This window comes from Pseudomonas syringae, assembly GCF_000737245.1.
GTDB classification, from domain to species: Bacteria; Pseudomonadota; Gammaproteobacteria; order Pseudomonadales; family Pseudomonadaceae; genus Aquipseudomonas; species Aquipseudomonas syringae_J.
In genome coordinates, this window is sequence record NZ_JPQU01000025.1 from 41,112 (window position 1) to 64,159 (window position 23,048).

Genomic DNA, 23,048 nt, shown 5'->3' on the forward strand with positions numbered 1-23,048 from the left:
TCAATACTTGTCTGTCTCACCCCCGATCCCGCCATGTCACGCAGCAATCGCAGGCCCCGTAGGAGCGCGCTTGCCCGCGATAGCGCCAAGTCAGGCAATGATCTTTCGACTGGACCACCGTAATCGCGGGCAAGCGCGCTCCTACAACGACGCACATTTCAATTGGGCGCGCACATTCCTACAGTCAGCACAGGATGAAAAAAATCGCTCAGACCTTTATAGTGGCCGACCTCCGTTTCACTTCAAGTAGCCGAGCCCCATGTCCGAGCCACGCAAGATCCTCGTCACCAGCGCCCTGCCCTATGCCAATGGTTCTATCCATCTTGGCCATATGCTTGAGTACATCCAGACAGATATGTGGGTGCGCTTTCAGAAGCATCGCGGCAATCAATGCATTTATGTCTGCGCGGACGACGCTCATGGCTCGGCAATCATGCTGCGTGCTGAAAAGGAAGGCATCACACCGGAACAGCTGATCGACAACGTCAAGGCCGAGCACAGCGCGGACTTCGGCGATTTCCTGGTGGATTTCGATAACTTCCACTCGACCCACTCGGATGAAAACCGCGAACTGTCGAGCATGATCTACACCCGCCTGCGTGATGCCGGGCACATTGCCACGCGCTCGATCACCCAGTATTTCGACCCGGAAAAGAAAATGTTCCTGGCCGACCGCTTCATCAAGGGCACCTGCCCGAAGTGCGGCACGGCTGACCAGTACGGCGACAACTGCGAAAAATGCGGTGCCACCTACGCGCCAACCGACCTGAAAGACCCGAAATCGGCGATCTCAGGCGCAACGCCAGTCCTTAAGGACTCGAAACACTTCTTCTTCGACCTGCCCGCCTTCGATGCCATGCTGAAAAGCTGGACTCGCAGCGGTACCTTGCAGGACGCCGTGGCCAACAAGATCGCCGAATGGCTGGACGCAGGCCTGCAGCAGTGGGACATCTCCCGCGACGCGCCGTACTTCGGTTTCGAGATCCCTGACGAGCCGGGCAAGTATTTCTATGTGTGGCTGGACGCACCTGTAGGCTACATGGCCAGCTTCAAGAACCTGTGCGCCCGCCGCCCGGAGCTGGACTTCGATGCCTACTGGGCCAAAGACTCCACCACCGAGCTGTATCACTTCATTGGCAAGGACATCGTCAATTTCCACGCCCTGTTCTGGCCAGCGATGCTCGAAGGTGCAGGCTTGCGCAAGCCTACCGGTATCAACGTTCACGGTTACCTGACCGTCAACGGCCAGAAGATGTCGAAATCCCGTGGCACCTTTATCAAGGCCCGCACGTATCTGGAACACTTGTCGCCGGAGTATCTGCGCTACTACTACGCAGCCAAGCTCGGCAAAGGCGTCGACGACCTCGACCTGAACCTCGAAGACTTCGTGCAGAAGGTCAATTCGGACCTCATCGGCAAGGTGGTAAACATCGCCAGCCGTTGTGCCGGCTTCATTCATAAAGGCAATGCCGGTGTTCTGGTGGCGGAAAACCCCGCCCCCGAGCTGACCGATGCATTCCTGGCAGCCGCACCAGGGATTGCCGACGCCTATGAAGCCCGCGACTTCGCTCGCGCCATGCGTGAAATCATGGGCCTTGCCGATCGAGCCAACGCCTACATCGCCGAAAAGGCACCCTGGTCGCTGGCAAAGCAGGAGGGCAAACAGGACGAAGTTCAGGCCGTTTGCGCACTGGGCGTCAACCTGTTCCGTCAATTGGTGATTTTCCTCAAGCCAGTCCTGCCACTATTGGCCGCTGATGCAGAGAAATTCCTCAACGTCGCACCATTGACCTGGGACGACCACAAGACGCTGTTGGGCAATCACCAGTTGAACCCTTTCCAGGCCCTGATGAGCCGGATCGACCCGATCAAGGTTGAAGCCATGACCGCAGCCTCGAAAGAGGACCTGGCGGCCAGTGCAACCGATACCGGTGCAGCCCCTCAAGGTAATGGCGAGTTGCTCAAGGAGCCACTGGCTGCCGAGATCGAGTTCGATGCGTTTGCAGCGGTGGATTTGCGCGTCGCGCTGATCCTCAAGGCCGAACATGTTGAAGGCGCAGACAAACTGCTGCGTCTGACGCTGGATATCGGCGACGAGCAACGCAACGTGTTCTCCGGCATCAAGAGTGCTTACCCGAATCCTTCCGAGCTGGAAGGTCGCTTGACGATGATGATCGCCAATCTGAAACCGCGGAAAATGCGCTTCGGCATGTCCGAAGGCATGGTGATGGCAGCCGGCCCTGGCGGCGAAGAAATCTACCTGCTCAGCCCTGACAGCGGAGCTAAACCGGGTCAGCGCATCAAGTAAGGTTGGTAACAGGCTAGGCGGCGCGCCAGAGCTGGTACGTCGATCAGTACCCCTGTGGGAGCGAATTCATTCGCGAAGCGGTGCTACAGCGTGTAAAGCGTTGTCTGACACAACGCTTCGCGAATGAATTCGCTCCCACAGGCGCTTTCGACTCTGCATTCACTCATCACCCAACGCAACTCGGCAAGACCATGAACCTCATCCAAAGCATCGACGCCCTGCTGCCTCAGACCCAATGTGGCAAATGTGGACATCCGGGCTGCATGCCTTATGCCCAGGGTATCGCTCAGGGCGAGGCGATCAACAAATGCCCACCAGGCGGTGAAGAAACCATCGCCGGACTGGCGCTCTTGCTGAACTTGCCGGTGATGCGCCCGGACCTCGAACGCGGACTTGCGCCTGCACAGGTGGCATTCATTCGTGAAGCAGAGTGCATCGGTTGCACCAAGTGCATTCAAGCCTGCCCGGTTGACGCAATTGTCGGCGCGGCAAAGTTCATGCACACCGTGATCGTCGATGAATGCACAGGTTGCGATCTGTGCGTTGCGCCTTGCCCCGTGGACTGCATCGACCTGATACCCATTTCAGCAGATCAGGCATCCCCCGCGGTTCCCCCTGCCGCAAAAGTCATCGCCCTCACCGGCGGCCTGGCGCAAACACCTGAAGAACGGCAGATCCGCAACCGTAAACGCGACCATGCGCGCATGCGCTTCGAGTCCCGCAATGCTCGACTACGGCACGCTGACGAGCGACGCCAGGCAGAGCGGCTGGCCCGCGCGCAAAAGCCACCAGCTACGCCTGCGCAGCCTCAATCACGGCTCGAAGCAACTGACGACACCGCCGTAAAGAAAGCACGTATTGCCGTGGCCATGAGCCGTGCGCAGTTGAACAAATCGCTCAAGGCATTCGGTCATCCGCCTATTGCCGAACAGGCCGCACGTCTGGTCGAGTTGCAGAACGAATACGAAACCGCCGAGCAGATATTGGCCGGTCTATTGGCAACAAAGCCAACGGAGGTCCGGGTGCAGGTTGCCCAGGTAGACACCGGGAATATCAAACGCGCAAAAATACAGCTCGCCATGGCCCGCGCAGCACTCAAGAAAGCTCAGACAACTGAGACAGGCCTGAAGGAAATTGAGGAATTGAACGCTCAAATGCAGTGCGCCGAACAGTTTCTCGAGGCTGCAGAAAAAGGGACCTCCGGTATCGCCCAGTCTGGCACCACCCAATCCAGGGAAATACTCGGATCATGAACACCGCAAAGCGTAAGGAAATCTTCCGTAGACTCCACGAAGACAATCCTGACCCCAAGACCGAGCTGGCCTACACAACCCCATTTGAACTGCTGATCTCGGTGATTCTGTCTGCCCAGGCAACCGACGTGAGCGTTAACAAAGCCACCGCCCGCCTTTACCCGATTGCCAATACTCCTCAGGCTATCTATGAACTGGGCGTCGAAGGGCTGTCGGAGTACATCAAGACCATCGGCCTGTACAACAGCAAGGCCAAAAACGTCATCGAAACATGCCGGATGCTGATGGAGTTGCACAACGGAGAGGTGCCGCAAACCCGCGAGGCACTGGAAGCATTACCCGGTGTCGGGCGCAAAACCGCTAACGTAGTGCTCAATACTGCCTTTCGACAGATAGCCATGGCGGTGGACACCCACATATTCCGGGTCAGCAACCGCACCGGGATCGCGCCCGGCAAGAACGTTGTCGACGTTGAAAAGCAACTGATGAAATTTGTTCCCAAGGATTACCTGCTCGATGCTCACCACTGGCTGATCCTGCACGGCAGATACGTGTGCCAGGCCCGCAAGCCCCGCTGCGGGAGTTGCCGGATAGAAGACCTTTGCGACTACAAGGACAAAACCTCTGACGATTGAGTAATAGAGGTTCTGGTGGTCGATCGATTGAAAAAATCTTTTTTACCCGCTCGCCGATAGTCGCTATAAGGTCCGCCAATGACAGCCTAATTCTGGAGTCGACTTTATGAGCACTGACAAAGAGCAATTAGACGTAGACGACGATTTCATCGCAGTTGAATCCGACGACAATGAACCAGCCCCGGTCGAGCCAGCCAAAACCAACCTCAGCAAACGCCGGACCATCGACAACATGCTGGAAGAACGCCGCCTGCAAAGACAATTGGCCGATTACGACTACGATTTATGAGCTAAAAATGCACGTATATCCCATGCCTGCATGCAACCACCCAGGTCTCACGTCGCCGAGAAGTACGCCGAGATCTCCCCCAGGTGAAGAGCAGATGTAAATCTGTTGACGACCAGCGCTGGCTTGCAGGCTGGTCGGCTCAATATTCAAACCAGTCCATTACGCTGCGCAAGCTCAATCAAATCTACCAGAGAGTGCGCATTAAGTTTAAGTAGCAGTCTGGTTTTATAAGTGCTGACTGTTTTATTACTTAGAAACATTCCATCGGCTATTTCTTTATTGGTCTTCCCCCTCGCCAACTGCTGCAACACCATCATTTCCCGGCCTGACAAGCGATCAACCATATCCGCTTCGCTGGCATTGCCCATGCTCGAACGTACGGTATGTAGTGCCTGGTTCGGAAAATAGCTGTAACCAGACAATACCGCCTTTATTGCACTCAACAGTTCGGTGAGGTCCTGCTGCTTACAAACATATCCTGCCGCCCCGGCCTGCATGCAACGCATCGAGAAATGGCCTGGCGCCTGAGAAGTCAGGATGAGCACCTTGAACGGCAGTGTCATGGCAGACAAACGCGCAATGACTTCCAGGCCATCCAGCTTGGGGATGCCAATATCAAGAATCACGATATCGGGTAAATGCTCACGAGCCAGTTGCAGGGCATCCACTCCGTTGTCCGTCTCCGCGATGACCTCATAGCCATGGCGCTCCATCAGCATGCGTACGGCAAGGCGAATGACGGGATGATCGTCCACGATCAGCACTTTATTCATGGGCAGTCCATTTTTCGCTATTCGAATATTCAGGATACGCACAATAGCTTAGTCGTTTAGTGCTTTGCATGGCGCTTACCCCTGAGTACCAACAGCAAGAGACCATTCCTACTCTTACAGCAGAATTTTCCTACAAGATTCTGCCGATATGACGCCTGTGAATAGTTTTTCAAGAGACCACCCACTCAGCGTCAGACGGGTTTGCCGAGCGCCGCAGCAGCGAGATAGAGCGCGGCGAATACAGCAAAAGAATTATCACTGTTACGTCAAGCATTTTTCCAATACCTCTTTGGACTAATCAAACGGTCTTACAATCCATGAATGAACAATCGACTTACCCTGCGGGATCCCGGAGGGGCGAAGGCCTTTTGGATACACGAAGCCACGACACCATTGCGACCAGGACAAATAGAGTCTGGTTACAACTGACAACCCGTCGGCAGGGTCAACACATAGGCAAAGCAGCTAATCACGCAAAAGATACACCTCCTTGAGCGACGTTAATCAAGCAGACTCCAACAGGACGTTTCAGGCCGGTCTGGTATATGACGTTTAGAAAATACACACTTTTATTCGCCTTTTTGTAAACATATGTATTTAGAGAAATTTCCTACTAGCTTTTAGGATATTCCTGAAAGCCCAATCTTACGGACAGCGTTATTTGGCCAGAACTCATGACATTTACAAGCTGTGGATGCAGACATAAAAAACACTGGACCATAGATATATACCGCACATCAAAAAAGCCACCAGGATCGAGCGTGAGAGCGCTCTGTCTTTGCGACAGCTCATCCGACATTCAGGTAATACTATATAGAGACACGGCGCCATCCTCCCCATCACAAATAGGAAATGGACTACAAAACTAACAGACACTGATAACAGCCATGTAAGACAAGCAAACTGGACTCCAGGCAATTCATGTAAAGACTATTTTTTCACTTGCAAATTCTATTACCAGTGGTTACTTTTTTAACGACAACCCATTAGTACTGATTAGTACAGCGTCGCGAATAACAAATCATCCTCTAGCAAACTGATGCCACTTTGACTTTTTCAAATAGCATTATGTATAGACTCTGCCCGCAGAGCGCCGAAAGGATTCAAGCAAGTAACTGATTAGATATGCAGCTATCCCTTGGTGGCCTCAACAAGGCCAGACGATTCTTTATTTGAATTGGCCATGTGTATAACCATGTTCAAAAAGGAATAACCCATGAACAGAAAAACCATCCGCTTATCTTCGGACGACCCCGACGCCATGGATCTAAATGCTGCTGTTGAGCAATTCGTAGCCCAGGGTGGTGTTATCGACAAGATTCCCATAGGCGAGTCTTGCACCAGCGTCCCGGCAGCCAGACTTGTGGCATCAGACAAGAATGACAGCCAAAATGACCGGCACGAGAAAGTCGAACTCTTGAGGCAATTGGTCGCCAAAGGCGCAGGCTTTTCATCACTTCAATATTCATTGAAGATGAACAGAAAAGACATCAGACAGCTGGCCGTGGAGCACGGCGTAAAAATTGCGCTCAGCAAACCACTGGGTAGCACCCATCGCCTGCGCGGTTATGATACGACTGATGTGGACGACGTGGTTGCGGGCCAGGCCATGCACTATTCCAGTCTGGGCTACAGCGCACCCGAAATAGCACAGATTCTGGGACTGACCACCCGGGAAGTCTGGAATATCGGGAAAGCCTACCGATTCGAATTCAAGCGAGACAAGGACGACGCCTCTTGCTAATCACTTGAGCCGCCACACGCCTGTTTACGCAGGAGGACATTTGAATGAAAGTACTTACGCACCTGCTCAATCCGATCAGTGTTATCGCCATGTTCGCAGCGCTGTGCGAAGCGTCCGCAACAACAGTGCTGCCTTATCTGAATGACGAAAATCGTCAGGTCTATCTGTGGTTTTTGATAGTGTTCCCATCAGCACTTGTTGTAATGTTTTTTTTAACATTGAACTTCAATAACAAAGTTTTGTACGGACCGCAGAGAGACGCGAGCAAACCGCCTCCCTGCTCGGCATCAGATCTGCTAGCAGGAGACCTGAAGCAAGGCAGCCGCCTATCGCCAGACAGTCAGGTTATCGAGGAAGGTAAATGATGAATACGAGGATAATGAAAAACAGAACGGCAGCGAGTCGAGCACGCTAAAACGGCAAAACTGGAGCAAGCCTCGGTACGATAAAGAGAGGTCTAAACATTCGCTAGCGTTGCAGCACCCTTGCAGGTGCTGCAACTCTATGTCAGGGCTGCTGTTTAAAACAGTTTACGACCCTTGTTTGCCGCGATACGCATGCGCAGCGCATTGAGCTTGATGAAGCCCGCAGCGTCGGCCTGGTTGTATGCGCCGCCATCTTCTTCGAAGGTGGCGATATTGGCATCAAACAGCGATTCGTCAGACTTTCGACCGGTAACGATAACGTTGCCTTTATACAGCTTCAGACGTACCACGCCGTTCACGTGCGCCTGGGAAGCGTCGATCATCTGTTGCAGCATCAGACGCTCCGGGCTCCACCAGTAGCCGGTGTAGATCAGGCTCGCGTATTTCGGCATCAGCTCATCCTTGAGGTGAGCGACTTCACGGTCGAGAGTGATCGACTCGATAGCGCGGTGAGCGCGCAGCATGATGGTGCCGCCCGGGGTTTCGTAGCAGCCACGGGATTTCATGCCCACATAGCGGTTTTCTACGATATCCAGACGACCGATACCGTGCTCGCCGCCGATGCGGTTGAGGGTGGCCAGTACGGTTGCCGGGGTCATTTCGACGCCGTCCAACGCGACAATGTCGCCGTTACGGTAGGTCAGCTCCAGATACTGCGCGGTGTCAGGCGCGCTCTCTGGAGAGACAGTCCAACGCCACATGTCTTCTTCGTGCTCGGTCCAGGTGTCTTCCAGCACGCCGCCCTCATAGGAGATGTGCAGCAGGTTGGCATCCATGGAGTACGGAGACTTCTTCTTGCCGTGACGCTCGATCGGGATCGAGTGCTTCTCGGCGTAATCCATCAGCTTCTCACGAGACAGCAGATCCCATTCGCGCCAAGGGGCAATCACTTTTACACCTGGCTTGAGGGCATAGGCGCCCAGTTCGAAACGAACCTGGTCGTTACCTTTGCCAGTAGCGCCGTGGGAGATGGCATCAGCGCCGGTTTCGTTGGCGATTTCGATCAGGCGCTTGGCGATCAGCGGACGAGCGATGGAAGTACCCAGCAGGTACTCGCCTTCGTAAACGGTGTTGGCGCGAAACATCGGGAACACGAAGTCACGCACGAACTCTTCGCGCAGATCGTCGATGTAGATTTCTTTCACGCCCATGGCCTTGGCCTTGGCGCGTGCTGGTTCGACTTCTTCGCCCTGACCCAGGTCAGCCGTAAAAGTCACCACTTCGCAGTTGTACGTATCCTGCAGCCACTTGAGGATTACCGAAGTATCCAGGCCACCGGAATACGCGAGAACTACCTTGTTTACGTCCGCCATGCCATCACTCCACCGGGTTGTACGGAAAACCGGTGATTCTACCGCTCAAATGCTTCGATTTACAGTAGCGCGACAGCTTCTGACGATGAAGCGACAACTTATGTCAATCGAGCGACGCAAGGTAGCGGGTGATCAAACCTTTGCAGATGGGCCGATTGAGGCCACTGGCGCAGGCTTTTCATCAGGAGCAACGCGCTCCAGATGGACGTTGACCCGACGGTTACGAGCGCGGTTGGCGTTATTGGTGTTAGGTGCCAAAGGATAACGCTCGCCATGAAAGCGCAGGGTTATCTGCTCTTCCGGGATGCCTTGGGCCTTGAGGTAATCCATGACCGCCAGCGCGCGTCGGCGTGAAAGATCACGGTTGGTCAGACGATTGCCACTGTTATCCGAGTGGCCGTCGAGCTCGATGTGGTTGACCGTTGGGTCGGCCTTCAAATAAGCCACGATGGTGTGCAGCTTGCTCTTGGCCTGCGCGTCAAGATCAATGCCCCCGCCAGGAAAGCCGACCTCAGCCTGTTTGACCTGGTCGTAATTCATCGGCAGAAGCTTGGCGACGCACTGCTGATACTCACCGAAAGCTTTATTGAACTTGACCGGCAACAGACGCACTTCGGTCGTGCCCCCCACGTCGCGGGAATAATGGCGGATCACCGGGCTGCGACCGTCCATCAGCCCGCTGATCAGACGACCGGCCTGCACCTGTGAACTGCTAAACGGAAACTCGCCGTTGCTAACGCGCACCGACCCCAGATTGATGTCGCCACGGCCCGGCTGCCAAGGTGCAGCAGCGGCAATCAACGTCGCGGAGCCGGCGCCCATCATGTTGCCTGCGGATTTGATCCGGAAGGTCGCCTGCTCGCCGGCACGGCGCACGAACTCGCCCGCACCGAAGTCGGTGATGGGTTGGCTCAGGCGGCACTCGAACTGATCGCCTTCAACTTTCCACTCGATGCTTTCCAGACGCGTCTGGAAAGTAATCGCCATCGCGGGCAGGCTGGCGAACACGCTGAGCAGGGCTAGATATCGCTGGCGCACGGGAGGCTCCACTTAAAAATACGGCATAACCAAAAAATTCTTCCTACAACGGGCTATCGGTTACTTCCTACAAAACTTGATAGCGAGTGCCTGAGAGAGTCTTTTCCGGTAGCATTCCCAGCGAGTTTGACCCGCCTGGAATCCCCAATGTCCGACCGCCTGACCCTTCTGCGTCCCGACGACTGGCACATACACCTCCGCGATGGAGCTGTATTACCCCACACCGTTGCTGACGTTGCGCGTACTTTTGGCCGCGCCATCATCATGCCCAACCTGGTTCCACCGGTACGCAATGCGCAGGAAGCCGATGCCTATCGACAGCGCATTCTGGCCGCCCGCCCTGCCGGCAGCCCGTTCGAACCGCTGATGGTGCTGTACCTTACTGACCTGACCCTGCCCGAAGATATCCGCACGGCCAAGGCCACCGGTTTTGTGCATGCTGCCAAGCTGTATCCGGCTGGCGCGACCACCAACTCCGACTCCGGAGTTACCAGCATCGACAAGATCTTCCCGGTTCTGGAAGCCATGGCCGACGTCGGCATGCCGCTTCTGGTGCACGGCGAGGTGACCCGCAGCGAAATCGACGTGTTCGACCGCGAGAAGATGTTCATCGACGAGCACCTGACCCGTGTGGTCGAACGCTTCCCGATGCTTAAAGTGGTGTTTGAACACATCACCACCAGTGAAGCAGTGCAATTCGTCAATCAGGCCTCGGCCAACGTTGGCGCGACGATCACCGCGCATCACCTGCTTTATAACCGCAACCACATGCTGGTGGGCGGGATCCGGCCGCATTTCTATTGCCTGCCGATCCTCAAGCGCAACACTCACCAGACCGCGCTGCTCGACGCCGCCACTGGTGGCAGCAGCAAGTTCTTCCTGGGCACCGACTCGGCACCCCACGCCCAGCACGCCAAGGAAAATGCTTGCGGTTGCGCCGGTTGCTATACCGCCTACGCTGCGATTGAAATGTATGCAGAGGCGTTCGAGCAACGCAACGCACTGGACAAACTGGAAGGTTTCGCCAGCCTGCATGGTCCTGCGTTCTACGGTTTGCCTGCGCCACAAGACACCATAACGCTGGTCCGTGATGAATGGACCGCGCCCACCAGTCTGCCGTTTGGCGAGCTGTCCGTAATACCGCTGCGCGCCGGTGAAAAACTGCGCTGGCGCCTGCTGGAGAAACACGCGTGAGTGAAGATCATTTCGACGACGAACAGGGAGGTCATGGCGGCGGTTCGCGCCATCCGATGGCGGCCCGGTTTCGCGGCTATCTGCCTGTCGTCATCGATGTAGAGACCGGTGGCTTCAACTCGGCCACCGACGCGCTGCTGGAAATTGCCGCCGTCACAATCGGTATGGATGAACACGGTTTTGTCTTCCCGGAGCACACCCATTTCTTCCGTGTCGAGCCGTTTGAAGGCGCCAACATCGAAGCCGCTGCGCTGGAGTTCACCGGCATCAAGCTGGATCACCCGCTGCGCATGGCGGTGAGCGAAGAAACCGCGCTTAACGATATTTTTCGTGGCGTGCGCAAGGCCCTGAAGGCCAATGGCTGCAAACGTGCCGTGCTGGTCGGTCACAATGCCAGCTTTGACCTGGGCTTTCTGAACGCAGCTGTGGCGCGCCTGGACATGAAGCGAAATCCGTTTCATCCGTTCTCCAGCTTTGATACCGCTACGCTCGCGGGCCTCGCCTACGGCCAGACCGTGCTGGCTAAAGCCTGCCAGGCCGCCGGCATCGACTTCGACGGCCGTGAGGCGCATTCAGCGCGTTACGACACTGAAAAAACGGCTGAGCTGTTCTGCGGCATCGTCAACCGCTGGAAGCAGATGGGCGGTTGGGATGATTTTGATGATTGATCGGCGGGGCTGAAAATCTGCGTTGTTTCTAATGACGCCATCGCGTGCAAGCGCGCTCCTACAGAAGACGCGATCCCCTGTAGGAGCGAGCTTGCTCGCGATGGCGTTGTCATATGCGCCACAAAGTTTTCAGATATACAGATCTTCAATAAAACCACTTTTACCATTCATCGCCAACCCAAGAAACCTTCTCAATGAGTTTTGACAAGCATTCTCATTAACATTAGTATCCCCGGCAACGAGAAATTACAGCGATGGTTCTCACTTATGTATGTCTGCCTCTGCCAGGGTGTCACCGACGGTCAAATCCGCGATGCAATATTCGAGGGTTGCTGCAGTTATAAAGATGTCCGCGAAACACTCGGTGTCGCAACCAAATGCGGAAAATGCGCCTGTCTTGCCAAGGAAGTGGTGCGCGATACCCTGACCGAACTGCAAACCAGCCAGGCTGCGCTGGCTTATCCGGCAGAATTTTCACCTGCCTGATTTAACGAATTCAGAGAACCGGACCCTGCGTCCGGTTTTTTTATGCCTTTAATTCAAGCGCTTAGGAGCAAGATGCGGAACACAAACATTCTTATTCCTATTTATTTTCACTTATTATTCAATAACTTAGGTTTGACACTCGATTAAGCGCAGCTCAAACTCGCGCTTTATATACACAAGCCATTGGCAGGACCTCAAAAATGAAAGGCGACATTACAGTCATCCAGCATCTCAACAGGATCCTCGGAAACGAGCTGGTCGCGATCAATCAATACTTTCTGCATGCTCGCATGTACGAGGATTGGGGTCTGAACAAGCTGGGCAAGCACGAGTATCACGAGTCCATCGATGAGATGAAGCACGCTGACAAGCTCATCAAGCGCATCCTGTTCCTTGAAGGCCTGCCTAATCTGCAGGAGCTGGGCAAAATCCTGATTGGCGAGCACACCAAGGAAATGCTTGAGTGCGACCTGAAAATCGAACAGAAAGGCTTGGCTGATCTCAAAGCTGCAATCGCTCACTTCGAAGTGGTTGGCGATTTTGGTAGCCGCGAGCTGCTGGAAGACATCCTCGAATCCGAGGAAGAACATATCGACTGGCTGGAAACCCAACTGGGCCTGATCGAAAAAATCGGTATCGAAAACTACCTGCAATCGCAGATGGGCGACGACTGAAACGTCTGATCGACCGGTAACGAAAAAGCCCCGCCTTCTCTCGAAAGCGGAGCTTTCCTTTGTGCGTCTTCCCGTGGCAGCCTCAGAACCTGTGGGAGCAAGCTTGCTTGCGAAGGCTGTATTCCGGGCGATAAATAACTATCGGATGTTACTGCCCCTTCGCGAGCAAGGTGGAACGCCACCCCGGTCGCTCCCACAGGTAATTGAGCCCAGGGCCAACGATGTAGGACATCTGCCACCCGACCCACCGCCTCGCCAACAAGTTGGCTCCTACCGGTGAATGGCGCAACGCAAAAGCCCCACTTTCGTGAGAAAAGCGGGGCTTTTTTTGTACCTGCAGAAGCGGCGTTTATCAGGCTTCAGTATTACCCGCAGCAGCCTTGGCCGTTGCTTCTTTTACCAGCGTCGGCAAGGAGCCATCAGCCATCATCTCGGTAATGATGTCGCTGCCGCCGACCAGTTCGCCTGCAACCCACAACTGTGGGAAAGTCGGCCAGTTGGCGTACTTGGGCAGGTTGGCGCGGATTTCAGGGTTTTGCAGGATGTCGACGTAAGCGAACTTTTCGCCACATGCCATCAATGCCTGGGAAGCTTTTGCCGAAAAGCCGCACTGCGGGGCATTCGGAGCGCCTTTCATATAAAGCAGAACGGTATTGTTCGCAATCTGCTCTTTGATCGTTTCGATGATATCCATGGAACACCTCGGCTTAACTTTTGCGACTCAGTTGTCGACACGGTGGCGCATTGTAACGGAAACCCGAGCATGGCGCTCAGCCTTCCCTTTCACCCCACCTCATGCCGCTGCGACCTGCACACTGACCCCATTGAGGACCGCATTGCCAGACAGGCTATCAAGTTCGCGCTCGTCGGTCAGGTCATTGGCGCTGACTCCCGGTTGACTGCGGGCGATATCCATCTGTACGCCTGGCCGTCCATGTCCCCAGCCATGGGGCAAGCTGACCACGCCCGGCATCATCTCCAGGCTCGCCAGCACCTGAACTTCAATAACCCCAACCCTGGAACTCACGCGCACCTGCTGTCCATCACTCAACCCCCGCGAGGCAAGATCCTCCGGGTGCATCAGCAATTGATGGCGCGGCTTGCCCTTCACCAAACGATGGTAGTTGTGCATCCAGGAATTGTTGCTGCGTACATGTCGACGGCCAATCAGTAACAGTTCCCCCGCCTCAGGGGCGAGCTGCGCGGCGAAACGCTTCAGGTCGGCCATGATCACCTCTGGCGCAGCCTGAACGTGGCCATTGGCGGTATTCAGCCGTGGAGCGAGGTTCGGCTTCAACGCACCAAGGTCCAAGCCGTGGGGATACTGCGCCAGGGTCGCGATTGAAAGCTGGTGCTGCGAGCCATCGCCATACAGGCCCGCACGCAAACCACGATCGATCATCTGCGCCGGCGCCATGGTCGGCTTCAACTCGCGTCCGGCCTTGCTGGCAAAAGCTTTTGCCAGGCCGACGAAGATCTCCCAATCGTGCAGCGCCCCCTCAGGCTTCTCTAGAATCGCCTGGTTGAAACGGCTGACGTTGCGCACCGCGAACATATTGAAGGTGGTGTCGTAATGGTCGTTTTCCAGCGCTGAGGTGGACGGCAGGATCAGGTCGGCATGGCGTGTGGTTTCATTGATGTACAAATCGATGCTGAGCATGAATTCGAGGCCCTCAAGGGCCTGATCGAGCTGGCGTCCGTTGGGCGTGGACAGCACCGGATTGCCCGCCACCGTCACCAGCGCCTTGACCTGCCCTTCCCCGACGCTGAGCATCTCTTCCGCCAAAGCGGCGACCGGCAGTTCCCCGGCATATTCCGGCAGCCCGGAGACCCGGCTTTGCCATTGATTGAAATGGCCACCGGACGTCGAGGCGACCAGGTCCACGGCAGGTTCGGTGCAGAGCGCCCCGCCCACTCGATCCAGGTTGCCGGTAACCAGATTGATCAGTTGCACCAGCCAGTGGCAGAGAGTGCCAAATTGCTGGGTCGAGATACCCATGCGCCCATAGCACACCGCTTTGTCGGCTGCGGCGAAATCCCGCGCTAGCTGGCGGATGTGCCCGGCGGACACCCCGCAACGGGGGCTCATGGCCTCGGCATTGAAATCAGCAATGGCGGCACGCACCTGATCGAGACCGTCGACCGGCAATGGGCTGTCACGGGTCAGGCCCTCTTCAAACAGGGTATTGAGCAGACCCAACAACAGGGCCGCATCGCCGCCGGGCCGCACGAATAGATGCTGATCGGCAATTGCAGCGGTTTCGCTGCGCCGAGGATCGACCACCACGACTTTGCCGCCACGAGCCTGAATCGCCTTCAAGCGCTTTTCAACATCCGGGACGGTCATGATGCTGCCGTTCGAGGCCAACGGGTTGCCGCCCAGAATCAGCATAAAATCGGTGTGATCAATGTCCGGGATGGGCAGCAGAAGGCCATGACCGTACATCAGGAAGCTGGTGAGGTGATGGGGCAACTGATCCACCGAGGTTGCCGAAAAACGATTGCGGGTCTTCAGGAGGCCTAGAAAGTAATTGCTGTGGGTCATTAGCCCGTAATTATGAACGCTGGGGTTGCCTTGATAGACCGCAACCGCGTTCTGACCGTGACGCTGTTGAATAGCCAGCAGCCGCTCGGCGACCAGATCAAACGCCGCCTGCCACCCGATTGGCTGCCACTGATTGCCGACGCGGCGCACAGGTTGCCGCAAGCGGTCCGGGTCGTTCTGGATGTCCTGCAGGGCTACGGCTTTGGGGCAGATGTGCCCGCGACTGAACGTATCAAGCGGATCGCCCTTGATCGAGGTGATCGTCGCTTCGTTTTCCAGACTGGTAGTGATCTCGATGCTCAGCCCGCAAATAGCTTCGCAGAGATGGCACGCACGGTGGTGGAGGGTCTTGGTCATGGCCAGCCTCATATTTTTGTCGTTGCGACCTGGACCGGTCACGCCAACGAAACTATGGAGGGTGGCTTGCAACTACGCCAGAGACGTTCGTCTCATGAATCGGCCAGCATCAGGCAGGCCGATGCTGGCGTCTAATCAACCGCCGATCGGGGTGATTTTGCGCTGTAGCTGGATCTCGTGAACGGTCTCGATCTGCTCTTGAGCCACATGCACGCCGGTCAGTTCACCGATCAGACGCCAATGCTCATCGAGGCCGGAGCTGATGGTTGCCATGCGGTCGATCATGTGTCGACCCGCAGCACGGGTGACTTCGTCTTCACTGCGCAGCAGCTCGAAGGACATGGAGGTCATCGAAGCAGTCAGGTGCGTCAGGGTCCGAGCCGTGAGCCCGAGCAATTCCGTCAGCTGTTTTTCCTTTGATTCCATTCCTGTAGCCCCTTATAAGCCTTGTGATGGCACGCTCGGCATTTATAACTCACCTCGAGTATTTATGAAACGGGACAAATCTCCGTCCCGTGAAGCACATCGCATAAGCGGTCTGATCACTGCGGGGACTGTTACCGGATCGGCACTAATTGCAATCGCGCGCATGCTCGGTGTACAAATGCTCCCCTCGGAATTTTAAGGGCTGGCTGTTTGACTCCATCAGGAGCACGTCCGCGCTTTGAATCCGGCATTTTATGAATGTAGATCCGCCTCCTGCCGCTGCTGAAAATAGCAGGAGGTAAGCATCCTATTGGTAAGACGCGACATTTTTTTATACCATCGCGCCTTCCCTATTCGTCGCCCCGAGCGGCTTCCGCCGCAGGTCTCGCCCGTTTTCCCGATAAAACCCGGCTTTGAGCACCTGCGGTCTGTTGCAAAAAAGGTAGTTAATAATGAACCCCAGGCACTTTCTCTCGATGATGGATTACAAGCCAGAAGAGCTCCTGCGCTTGATTCATCGCGGTGTAGAGCTCAAAGACCTGCGAAATCGTGGCGTGCTTTTCGAGCCGCTGAAAAGCCGTGTGCTGGGCATGGTGTTCGAGAAATCCTCGACACGTACCCGTGTTTCGTTTGAAGCCGGCATGATCCAGCTCGGGGGTCAGGCGATCTTTTTGTCGCCTCGGGATACTCAATTGGGCCGTGGCGAGCCGATTGGCGACGCCGCGCGAGTGCTTTCGAGCATGCTTGACGGTGTGATGATTCGGACTTTTGCCCACAGCAATCTGCTTGAGTTTGCCGCCAATTCCCGGGTACCGGTGATCAACGGCCTATCCGATGATCTGCACCCCTGTCAGTTGCTGGCCGACATGCAAACCTTCCTTGAGCATCGCGGCTCCATCAAGGGCAAGACTGTTGCCTGGATTGGCGATGGCAACAACATGTGCAACAGCTATATAGAAGCGGCGATCCAATTCGACTTCCAGTTGCGCGTCGCCTGCCCGGCAGGTTACGAGCCTAATCCTGAGTTCCTGGCACTGGCCGGTGATCGGGTTACCGTGCTGCGCGACCCACGCGAAGCGGTTGCAGGCGCACACCTTGTCAGCACTGACGTCTGGACCTCCATGGGCCAGGAAGAAGAAACCGCCAAGCGCATCGCGTTGTTCACGCCGTTCCAGGTGACCCGCGAGCTGCTGGATCTGGCGGATTCTGAGGTGCTGTTCATGCACTGCCTGCCAGCCCACCGTGGCGAAGAAATCAGCGTCGACCTGCTGGATGATCCGCGCTCTGTAGCGTGGGATCAGGCCGAAAACCGTCTGCATGCTCAGAAAGCGCTGCTGGAGTTCCTGGTCGCGCCGTCCTGCCAGCCGGCATGAGCCAGCCACTGCTGCTGAACCTGCACGATCTGGCCTGCGGTTATCAGGATCAGCGGGTGGTGCAGGATCTCAACCTGCACCTCAACGCGGGCGACATCGGTTGCCTGCTGGGGTCCTCCGGTTGCGGCAAAACTACTACTCTGCGTGCCATTGCAGGCTTTGAACCGGTCCACGCCGGGGAAATCACCCTGGCGGGGGAAGTCATTTCAAAACCGGGCTTTACCCTGCCCCCGGAGAAACGCCGGATCGGTATGGTTTTCCAGGACTACGCGCTGTTCCCGCACCTGAGTGTCGCCGAGAACATCGCCTTCGGTATTCGCAAACATCCTCGCCTCAAACAAGTGACTGAAGAGCTTTTGGAGCTGGTCAATCTCGCTGCGTTGGGCAAACGCTTCCCTCATGAACTGTCCGGCGGCCAGCAGCAGCGGGTTGCGCTGGCACGTGCCCTGGCACCCGAGCCGCAACTGTTGCTGCTCGACGAGCCGTTTTCCAACCTTGACGGCGAATTGCGCAGGCGCCTGAGCCATGAAGTACGAGACATCCTCAAGGCGCGCGGCACCAGTGCCATTCTGGTGACCCATGATCAGGAGGAGGCTTTCGCGGTAAGTGATCACGTTGGAGTTTTCAAGGAAGGTCGCCTTGAACAATGGGATACGCCTTACAACCTGTATCACGAACCGCTGACGCCGTTTGTCGCCAGCTTTATTGGTCAGGGCTATTTCATACGCGGCTTGATGGTTGATCCTCAGTCGGTGCAAACCGAGCTGGGCGTACTGCAAGGCAACCGCGCCTACCCTGGCAGCAAAGGCAGTGCCGTCGAGGTTCTGCTTCGACCGGACGACATCGTCTATGCCCCGGACAGCGAACTCAAAGTCCGGGTGACGAGCAAGACCTTCCAGGGCGCATCAACCCTGTATCGCCTGCAACTGCCCACGGGCACTCAGCTTGAGGCCATCTTCCCCAGCCACGCCGACTATCAAGCCGGCGATCAGGTAGGCATCCAGGTTGCGGCGGAGCATCTGGTGTTGTTTCCGGTTGCGGGAAGTGTGCCGGTGCATAAGGCGGGCTGAACCTGCCTTGGGGTGCACTTCAATCCCTGTGGGAGCGTGTGGGCGGCATTCCGACTTGCCCGCAATAAGGCTGGACCGGATTGACCTGATATCTGCGATAGACCTATCGCGGGCAAGCACCGCTCCCACAGAACCGTCAACTCACCCCCGCCCAATCGGCGCGAAGATCGCATTGGTCTGTTCGGCCAGTACCGCAGGCGATAACTCCACCTCAAGGCCGCGCCGTCCGGCACTGACGTAAATAGTCGTGAACGCTTCGGCGCTTTCGTCAATGAACGTGCGCAAGCGTTTCTTCTGGCCCAAGGGGCTGATGCCTCCCAACAGATAACCCGTTGAACGCTGCGCTGCTGCCGGATCAGCCATTTCGGTCTTCTTGGCCTTGGCAGCGCTCGCGAGGGCTTTCAGGTCCAGAGTGCCAATAACTGGCACCACCGCCACCAGCAACTCGCCTTTTTCGGTACTCGCCAACAGGGTTTTGAATACCTGCGCAGGCTCAAGACCAAGCTTTTCGGCGGCCTCCAGCCCATAAGAAGCAGCCTTGGGGTCGTGCTCATAGCTGTGGATATGATGTTCGGCGCGAACTTTTTTCAACAAATCCAATGCGGGCGTCATGCGGCACTCCAGAGTGAAGGGCAAACTGTTCCAAGCGGGTTACTTTAAGCGATCTTCGCCCGATATGCCGCGTATTGGCGGGCCCTCCGGACAATAACCACAGCAATAAACATACATTTCCTACGGCACGAATCAACGCAAGCAGCGCCTGCCCGCTCAGAATCGGTCGCACCGTTCATTTTGACCTTTGACAGCATTCATTCATGTCTATATTTTTTCGTTTTCGAAAACGTACTGGAACTTTAGTCCTTACAAAGGTCGAACCGATGTCGGGGATGGGGTATTCCCCGAGAGGTAAAAAATGAGCACTGGTGAATTTCACACAGCGCCGCAAAAGAACAAAAAATGAGGTTTCCATGACGATCGAACTGCAACAACCCACGTTGAAAGGCCAGTGTGTCGCTGAGTTTCTCGGCACTGCCCTGATGATTTTTTTCGGCACAGGATGTGTTGCGGCGCTCAAGGTCGGGGGTGCCAGCTTTGGCCAATGGGAGATCAGCATTATCTGGGGCTTGGCTGTCGCCATGGCCATTTATTTAAGCGCAGGCGTTTCCGGCGCTCACCTGAACCCGGCGGTCAGCATTGCCCTGAGCCTGTTCGCCGGTTTCGAGAAGCGCAAATTGCCGTTCTACATCGCGGCTCAAGTCGCAGGTGCGTTCTGCGGCGCGGGCCTTGTTTATTTGCTGTATAGCAGCCTTTTCTTCGAATTCGAACAAGCTCACCAGATGATACGCGGCTCATTACAAAGTCTGGAGCTGGCGTCAGCCTTCTCAACCTACCCCAACCCGGCCATTTCCGTCGCCCAGGCGGCGCTGGTTGAAGGTGTGATTACCGCCATCCTGATGTGCGTGATCATGTCCCTGACTGACGACAATAACGGCTTGCCTCGTGGCGCTCTGGCCCCTCTGCTCATCGGTCTGCTAGTAGCGCTGATTGGAGCCTCCATGGGCCCGTTGACCGGCTTCGCCATGAACCCGGCGCGGGATTTCGGTCCTAAACTGATGACATTTCTGGCAGGCTGGGACGAAGTGGCATTTACCGGTACTCGTGATATTCCTTACTTTCTGATTCCGATTTTCGCGCCGATTCTCGGTGCCTGCGTCGGTGCTGCCGGTTATCGTGCGCTGATTGCGCGACACCTTCCCCAAGCGGCTACGCAAGAAGAAGCAAACGTAGAGGCGGCTTCCGGAAAAGTCTCGGCACCGTACTGAATTCGCTCGCCATATCTGAAATGAAAACTTCACCCCAAGCACAAGGCAATCGACATGACTGACGCTCAGAACAAGAATTACATCATTGCCCTCGATCAGGGTACGACCAGCTCTCGTGCAATCATCTTTGACCGCGACGCCAATGTGGTCAGTACCGCGCAAAGTGAATTCGTTCAGCATTACCCGCAGCCGGGATGGGTTGAACACGACCCGATGGAAATCTTCGCCACTCAGACGGCCTGCATGACCAAAGCGCTGGCCCAGGCTGATCTGCATCACAATCAGATCGCCGCCATTGGCATCACCAACCAGCGTGAAACCACGGTTATCTGGGAAAAGGACACCGGTCGTCCGATCTATAACGCCATCGTCTGGCAGTGCCGCCGCAGTACCGAAATCTGCCAGCAGCTCAAGCGTGATGGGCTGGAAGAGTACATCAAGGACACTACGGGCCTGGTTATCGACCCGTACTTCTCCGGCACCAAGGTCAAGTGGATCCTGGATAACGTAGAAGGCAGCCGCGAGCGCGCCCGCAATGGCGAGCTGATGTTCGGCACCATCGATAGCTGGCTGATCTGGAAATTCACCGGTGGCAAAGTCCACGTCACCGATTACACCAACGCCTCGCGGACCATGCTGTTCAACATTCATACCCTGGAATGGGATCAGCGCATGCTCGACGTGCTGGATATTCCACGGGAGATACTGCCCGAGGTGAAAAGCTCCTCCGAGGTCTACGGGGAGAGCAAAAGCGGCATTCCCATTGCCGGCATCGCCGGTGACCAACAGGCCGCGCTGTTCGGACAGATGTGCGTCGAGCCGGGCCAGGCGAAAAACACCTACGGCACTGGCTGCTTCCTGCTGATGAACACTGGCAAAAAAGCCGTCAAGTCAGCCCATGGCATGTTGACAACCATCGGCTGCGGCCCTCGTGGAGAAGTGGCTTACGCCTTGGAAGGTGCGGTATTCAACGGTGGCTCCACGGTGCAATGGTTGCGCGATGAGCTGAAAATCATCACCGACGCGGTGGACACCGAGTATTTCGCTGGCAAGGTGAAAGACAGCAACGGCGTGTATCTGGTGCCCGCGTTTACCGGTCTAGGCGCTCCTTATTGGGACCCGTATGCCCGTGGTGCATTGTTTGGCCTGACCCGTGGCGTCAAAGTCGATCACATCATCCGCGCGGCGCTGGAATCCATCGCCTATCAAACCCGCGATGTCCTCGATGCCATGCAGCAGGACTCCGGTGAGCGTCTGAAATCTCTGCGCGTCGATGGCGGCGCAGTGGCCAACAACTTCCTGATGCAGTTCCAGGCAGACATCCTCGGCACGAAGGTTGAGCGTCCAAAAATGCGCGAAACCACCGCATTGGGTGCTGCTTACCTGGCAGGTTTGGCCATTGGCTTCTGGAGCAGCCTGGACGAGCTGAAAAACAAGGCGGTTATTGAGCGCGAGTTCCAGCCGCAATGTGCCGAAGAAGAGAAGGAAAAGCTCTACGCCGGCTGGCAGAAGGCGGTATCCCGTACTCGTGACTGGGAACCGCACGAAACCAACGACTGATCTGGGTATGAGCAGGACGGGAGTTAGGTTCAGGACGTGAGTTTCCGGCTGACAGGCCTCAGCGCCTGCGGCATGATGGTCGCCATTTGGCGGCCTGAAGGACACTCACAACAATGAACCTGCCACCCCGTCAGCAGCAGATCCTCGAACTGGTTCGTGAACGCGGCTATGTGAGCATCGAGGAGATGGCCACGCTGTTCGTCGTGACCCCGCAAACCATCCGCCGGGATATCAATCAGCTCGCAGAATCGAACCTGTTGCGCCGCTATCACGGCGGCGCGGCTTATGACTCGAGCATTGAAAACACCGCCTACGCCATGCGCGCCGATCAGATGCGCGATGAAAAACAGCGGATAGCCGAAGCGATTGCGGCGCAGATCCCCGATCATGCCTCCCTGTTCATCAACATCGGCACCACCACCGAATCCATCGCCCGCGCCCTGCTCAACCACAACAACCTGAAAATCATCACCAACAACCTGCATGTAGCATCGATTCTGAGCGCCAAGGATGACTTCGAAGTCTTGCTGGCTGGCGGCAACGTGCGTCGCGATGGTGGTGTAGTGGGTCAGGCCAGCGTCGACTTTATCAATCAGTTCAAGGTCGACTTTGCTCTGGTGGGTATTAGCGGTATCGACGAAGACGGCAGCCTGCTGGATTTCGATTACCAGGAAGTGCGCGTTTCCCAGGCGATCATCGCCAATGCCCGGCAAGTGATTCTGGCTGCGGACTCCAGCAAGTTCGGCCGCAACGCCATGGTCCGCCTCGGATCGATCAGCCTGATTGATTGCCTGGTCACCGATCAGGCGCCGGTTCCGGCGCTGATGCAACTGCTGGCGCAGAACAAGATTCGGTTGGAAGTGGTTTAAAATCCAGCGCAATCCCTGTTGGAGCGAGGCTTGCCCGCGAAGAACGATGACGCGATATGCCTGACAAACCGCGGAGCCTGATTCGCGGGCAAGCCTCGCTCCAACAGGTACCTCCTTCGCTTACCCCATTCCCATGTTCATTTTTGTTCCTTTTCTCCCTTCCAATCAGTATTTTCAATGAATGCCGACTGGAAGCCCCGTCACTATTGAGCTATGATTTTCGGA

22 protein-coding genes are annotated in these 23,048 nt (G+C 56.0%); 15 read left to right on the top strand and 7 right to left on the bottom strand.

Features of this window, described 5'->3' with window-relative positions:
• Positions 1–259: 259 nt before the first annotated feature.
• The 4 genes from metG (at position 260) to IV01_RS16860 (ending at position 4,485) form a co-directional block, all read left to right on the top strand.
• On the top strand, positions 260–2,308 hold the full coding sequence (metG, locus tag IV01_RS16870; RefSeq protein WP_032627515.1) for a methionine--tRNA ligase: 2,049 nt from the start codon (positions 260–262) through the stop codon (positions 2,306–2,308).
• A 191-nt stretch (positions 2,309–2,499) separates the two neighbouring features.
• On the top strand, positions 2,500–3,561 hold the full coding sequence (locus IV01_RS0124835) for an RnfABCDGE type electron transport complex subunit B (RefSeq protein ID WP_050507376.1): 1,062 nt from the start codon (positions 2,500–2,502) through the stop codon (positions 3,559–3,561).
• Positions 3,558–4,196 carry an endonuclease III gene (gene nth, locus IV01_RS16865; protein WP_032627516.1) on the top strand — a complete coding sequence of 213 codons (639 nt, stop codon included), beginning with the start codon at positions 3,558–3,560 and terminating at the stop codon, positions 4,194–4,196. The genes IV01_RS0124835 and nth overlap by 4 nt, the downstream gene beginning before the upstream one ends.
• Positions 4,197–4,302: 106 nt before the next feature.
• Positions 4,303–4,485, top strand: a complete 183-nt coding sequence (locus IV01_RS16860) for a PA3496 family putative envelope integrity protein (RefSeq protein WP_032627517.1) — start codon at positions 4,303–4,305, stop codon at positions 4,483–4,485.
• Positions 4,486–4,631: 146 nt separating this feature from the next.
• On the opposite strand, the gene IV01_RS16855 is transcribed toward IV01_RS16860, so the two are convergent.
• Complete coding sequence (locus IV01_RS16855) at positions 4,632–5,258, bottom strand: response regulator transcription factor (RefSeq protein WP_025261490.1); 627 nt, start codon at positions 5,256–5,258, stop codon at positions 4,632–4,634.
• A 1,216-nt stretch (positions 5,259–6,474) separates the two neighbouring features.
• On the opposite strand from IV01_RS16855, the gene IV01_RS16850 reads away from it, so the two are divergent.
• Together IV01_RS16850 and IV01_RS25870 are read left to right on the top strand one after the other, a co-directional pair.
• A complete protein-coding gene (locus tag IV01_RS16850) occupies positions 6,475–7,002 on the top strand; it encodes a hypothetical protein (protein ID WP_032627518.1) in 528 nt (175 codons plus the stop codon).
• A gap of 44 nt (positions 7,003–7,046) precedes the next feature.
• On the top strand, positions 7,047–7,367 hold the full coding sequence (locus tag IV01_RS25870; protein ID WP_050507380.1) for a hypothetical protein: 321 nt from the start codon (positions 7,047–7,049) through the stop codon (positions 7,365–7,367).
• A gap of 155 nt (positions 7,368–7,522) precedes the next feature.
• Here the strand turns inward: IV01_RS25870 and IV01_RS16845 are convergent, their stop codons facing one another.
• Together IV01_RS16845 and IV01_RS16840 are read right to left on the bottom strand one after the other, a co-directional pair.
• Complete coding sequence (locus IV01_RS16845) at positions 7,523–8,740, bottom strand: argininosuccinate synthase (RefSeq protein ID WP_032627520.1); 1,218 nt, start codon at positions 8,738–8,740, stop codon at positions 7,523–7,525.
• 132 nt (positions 8,741–8,872) lie between these two features.
• A complete protein-coding gene (locus tag IV01_RS16840) occupies positions 8,873–9,778 on the bottom strand; it encodes a flagellar protein MotY (protein ID WP_032627521.1) in 906 nt (301 codons plus the stop codon).
• Positions 9,779–9,925: 147 nt separating this feature from the next.
• Between IV01_RS16840 and pyrC the strand changes: the two genes are divergently transcribed.
• The 4 genes from pyrC (at position 9,926) to bfr (ending at position 12,800) form a co-directional block, all read left to right on the top strand.
• Positions 9,926–10,972 (top strand): dihydroorotase, encoded by a 1,047-nt coding sequence (pyrC, locus tag IV01_RS16835; RefSeq protein ID WP_032627522.1) that lies wholly within the window; start codon positions 9,926–9,928, stop codon positions 10,970–10,972.
• Complete coding sequence (gene rnt / locus IV01_RS16830; RefSeq protein ID WP_032627524.1) at positions 10,969–11,640, top strand: ribonuclease T; 672 nt, start codon at positions 10,969–10,971, stop codon at positions 11,638–11,640. Before pyrC ends, rnt begins: the two co-directional genes overlap by 4 nt.
• Positions 11,641–11,907: 267 nt before the next feature.
• Positions 11,908–12,126, top strand: coding sequence for a bacterioferritin-associated ferredoxin (locus IV01_RS16825; RefSeq protein WP_032627525.1), 219 nt, complete (start codon positions 11,908–11,910; stop codon positions 12,124–12,126).
• 200 nt (positions 12,127–12,326) lie between these two features.
• A complete protein-coding gene (bfr, locus tag IV01_RS16820) occupies positions 12,327–12,800 on the top strand; it encodes a bacterioferritin (protein ID WP_032627526.1) in 474 nt (157 codons plus the stop codon).
• A 352-nt stretch (positions 12,801–13,152) separates the two neighbouring features.
• On the opposite strand, the gene grxD is transcribed toward bfr, so the two are convergent.
• The 3 genes from grxD to IV01_RS16805 all read right to left on the bottom strand — a co-directional run bounded on the left by grxD (position 13,153) and on the right by IV01_RS16805 (position 16,128).
• The gene (grxD, locus tag IV01_RS16815; RefSeq protein ID WP_032627527.1) at positions 13,153–13,494 is read right to left on the bottom strand and encodes a Grx4 family monothiol glutaredoxin; all 342 of its coding nucleotides are present in this window, start codon (positions 13,492–13,494) and stop codon (positions 13,153–13,155) included.
• A 99-nt stretch (positions 13,495–13,593) separates the two neighbouring features.
• Complete coding sequence (locus tag IV01_RS16810) at positions 13,594–15,702, bottom strand: molybdopterin oxidoreductase family protein (RefSeq protein ID WP_032627528.1); 2,109 nt, start codon at positions 15,700–15,702, stop codon at positions 13,594–13,596.
• Positions 15,703–15,837: 135 nt separating this feature from the next.
• Positions 15,838–16,128: a hypothetical protein gene (locus IV01_RS16805; RefSeq protein ID WP_032627529.1), complete on the bottom strand. Its 291-nt coding sequence runs from the start codon at positions 16,126–16,128 to the stop codon at positions 15,838–15,840.
• Positions 16,129–16,580: 452 nt separating this feature from the next.
• Between IV01_RS16805 and argF the strand changes: the two genes are divergently transcribed.
• Both argF and IV01_RS16795 read left to right on the top strand, forming a co-directional pair.
• Entirely contained in the window at positions 16,581–17,501 is a 921-nt protein-coding gene (gene argF, locus IV01_RS16800; protein WP_032627530.1) for an ornithine carbamoyltransferase, read from the top strand.
• Entirely contained in the window at positions 17,498–18,571 is a 1,074-nt protein-coding gene (locus tag IV01_RS16795; protein WP_032627531.1) for an ABC transporter ATP-binding protein, read from the top strand. Before argF ends, IV01_RS16795 begins: the two co-directional genes overlap by 4 nt.
• A 141-nt stretch (positions 18,572–18,712) precedes the next feature.
• Here the strand turns inward: IV01_RS16795 and ybaK are convergent, their stop codons facing one another.
• Entirely contained in the window at positions 18,713–19,183 is a 471-nt protein-coding gene (ybaK, locus tag IV01_RS16790; protein WP_032627532.1) for a Cys-tRNA(Pro) deacylase, read from the bottom strand.
• 356 nt (positions 19,184–19,539) lie between these two features.
• Between ybaK and IV01_RS0124845 the strand changes: the two genes are divergently transcribed.
• The 3 genes from IV01_RS0124845 (at position 19,540) to IV01_RS16780 (ending at position 22,823) form a co-directional block, all read left to right on the top strand.
• The gene (locus tag IV01_RS0124845) at positions 19,540–20,394 is read left to right on the top strand and encodes an MIP/aquaporin family protein (RefSeq protein ID WP_032627533.1); all 855 of its coding nucleotides are present in this window, start codon (positions 19,540–19,542) and stop codon (positions 20,392–20,394) included.
• 54 nt (positions 20,395–20,448) lie between these two features.
• Positions 20,449–21,954, top strand: coding sequence for a glycerol kinase GlpK (gene glpK / locus IV01_RS16785; protein ID WP_032627534.1), 1,506 nt, complete (start codon positions 20,449–20,451; stop codon positions 21,952–21,954).
• 113 nt (positions 21,955–22,067) lie between these two features.
• Positions 22,068–22,823 carry a DeoR/GlpR family transcriptional regulator gene (locus IV01_RS16780; RefSeq protein ID WP_032627535.1) on the top strand — a complete coding sequence of 252 codons (756 nt, stop codon included), beginning with the start codon at positions 22,068–22,070 and terminating at the stop codon, positions 22,821–22,823.
• The last annotated feature ends 225 nt before the right edge of the window (positions 22,824–23,048 follow it).

Coding starts and splice junctions, on each gene's coding strand:
- IV01_RS16795 (WP_032627531.1), top strand. CDS start 17,498: ATGAGCCAGCCACTGCTGCTGAACCTGCACGATCTGGCCTGCGGTTAT.
- IV01_RS16850 (WP_032627518.1), top strand. CDS start 6,475: ATGAACAGAAAAACCATCCGCTTATCTTCGGACGACCCCGACGCCATG.
- argF (WP_032627530.1), top strand. CDS start 16,581: ATGAACCCCAGGCACTTTCTCTCGATGATGGATTACAAGCCAGAAGAG.
- nth (WP_032627516.1), top strand. CDS start 3,558: ATGAACACCGCAAAGCGTAAGGAAATCTTCCGTAGACTCCACGAAGAC.
- IV01_RS16855 (WP_025261490.1), bottom strand. CDS start 5,258: ATGAATAAAGTGCTGATCGTGGACGATCATCCCGTCATTCGCCTTGCC.
- bfr (WP_032627526.1), top strand. CDS start 12,327: ATGAAAGGCGACATTACAGTCATCCAGCATCTCAACAGGATCCTCGGA.
- glpK (WP_032627534.1), top strand. CDS start 20,449: ATGACTGACGCTCAGAACAAGAATTACATCATTGCCCTCGATCAGGGT.
- ybaK (WP_032627532.1), bottom strand. CDS start 19,183: ATGACGCCCGCATTGGATTTGTTGAAAAAAGTTCGCGCCGAACATCAT.
- IV01_RS16845 (WP_032627520.1), bottom strand. CDS start 8,740: ATGGCGGACGTAAACAAGGTAGTTCTCGCGTATTCCGGTGGCCTGGAT.
- IV01_RS0124845 (WP_032627533.1), top strand. CDS start 19,540: ATGACGATCGAACTGCAACAACCCACGTTGAAAGGCCAGTGTGTCGCT.
- IV01_RS16810 (WP_032627528.1), bottom strand. CDS start 15,702: ATGACCAAGACCCTCCACCACCGTGCGTGCCATCTCTGCGAAGCTATT.
- IV01_RS16780 (WP_032627535.1), top strand. CDS start 22,068: ATGAACCTGCCACCCCGTCAGCAGCAGATCCTCGAACTGGTTCGTGAA.
- IV01_RS16825 (WP_032627525.1), top strand. CDS start 11,908: ATGTATGTCTGCCTCTGCCAGGGTGTCACCGACGGTCAAATCCGCGAT.
- metG (WP_032627515.1), top strand. CDS start 260: ATGTCCGAGCCACGCAAGATCCTCGTCACCAGCGCCCTGCCCTATGCC.
- IV01_RS0124835 (WP_050507376.1), top strand. CDS start 2,500: ATGAACCTCATCCAAAGCATCGACGCCCTGCTGCCTCAGACCCAATGT.
- IV01_RS25870 (WP_050507380.1), top strand. CDS start 7,047: ATGAAAGTACTTACGCACCTGCTCAATCCGATCAGTGTTATCGCCATG.
- grxD (WP_032627527.1), bottom strand. CDS start 13,494: ATGGATATCATCGAAACGATCAAAGAGCAGATTGCGAACAATACCGTT.
- IV01_RS16860 (WP_032627517.1), top strand. CDS start 4,303: ATGAGCACTGACAAAGAGCAATTAGACGTAGACGACGATTTCATCGCA.
- IV01_RS16805 (WP_032627529.1), bottom strand. CDS start 16,128: ATGGAATCAAAGGAAAAACAGCTGACGGAATTGCTCGGGCTCACGGCT.
- pyrC (WP_032627522.1), top strand. CDS start 9,926: ATGTCCGACCGCCTGACCCTTCTGCGTCCCGACGACTGGCACATACAC.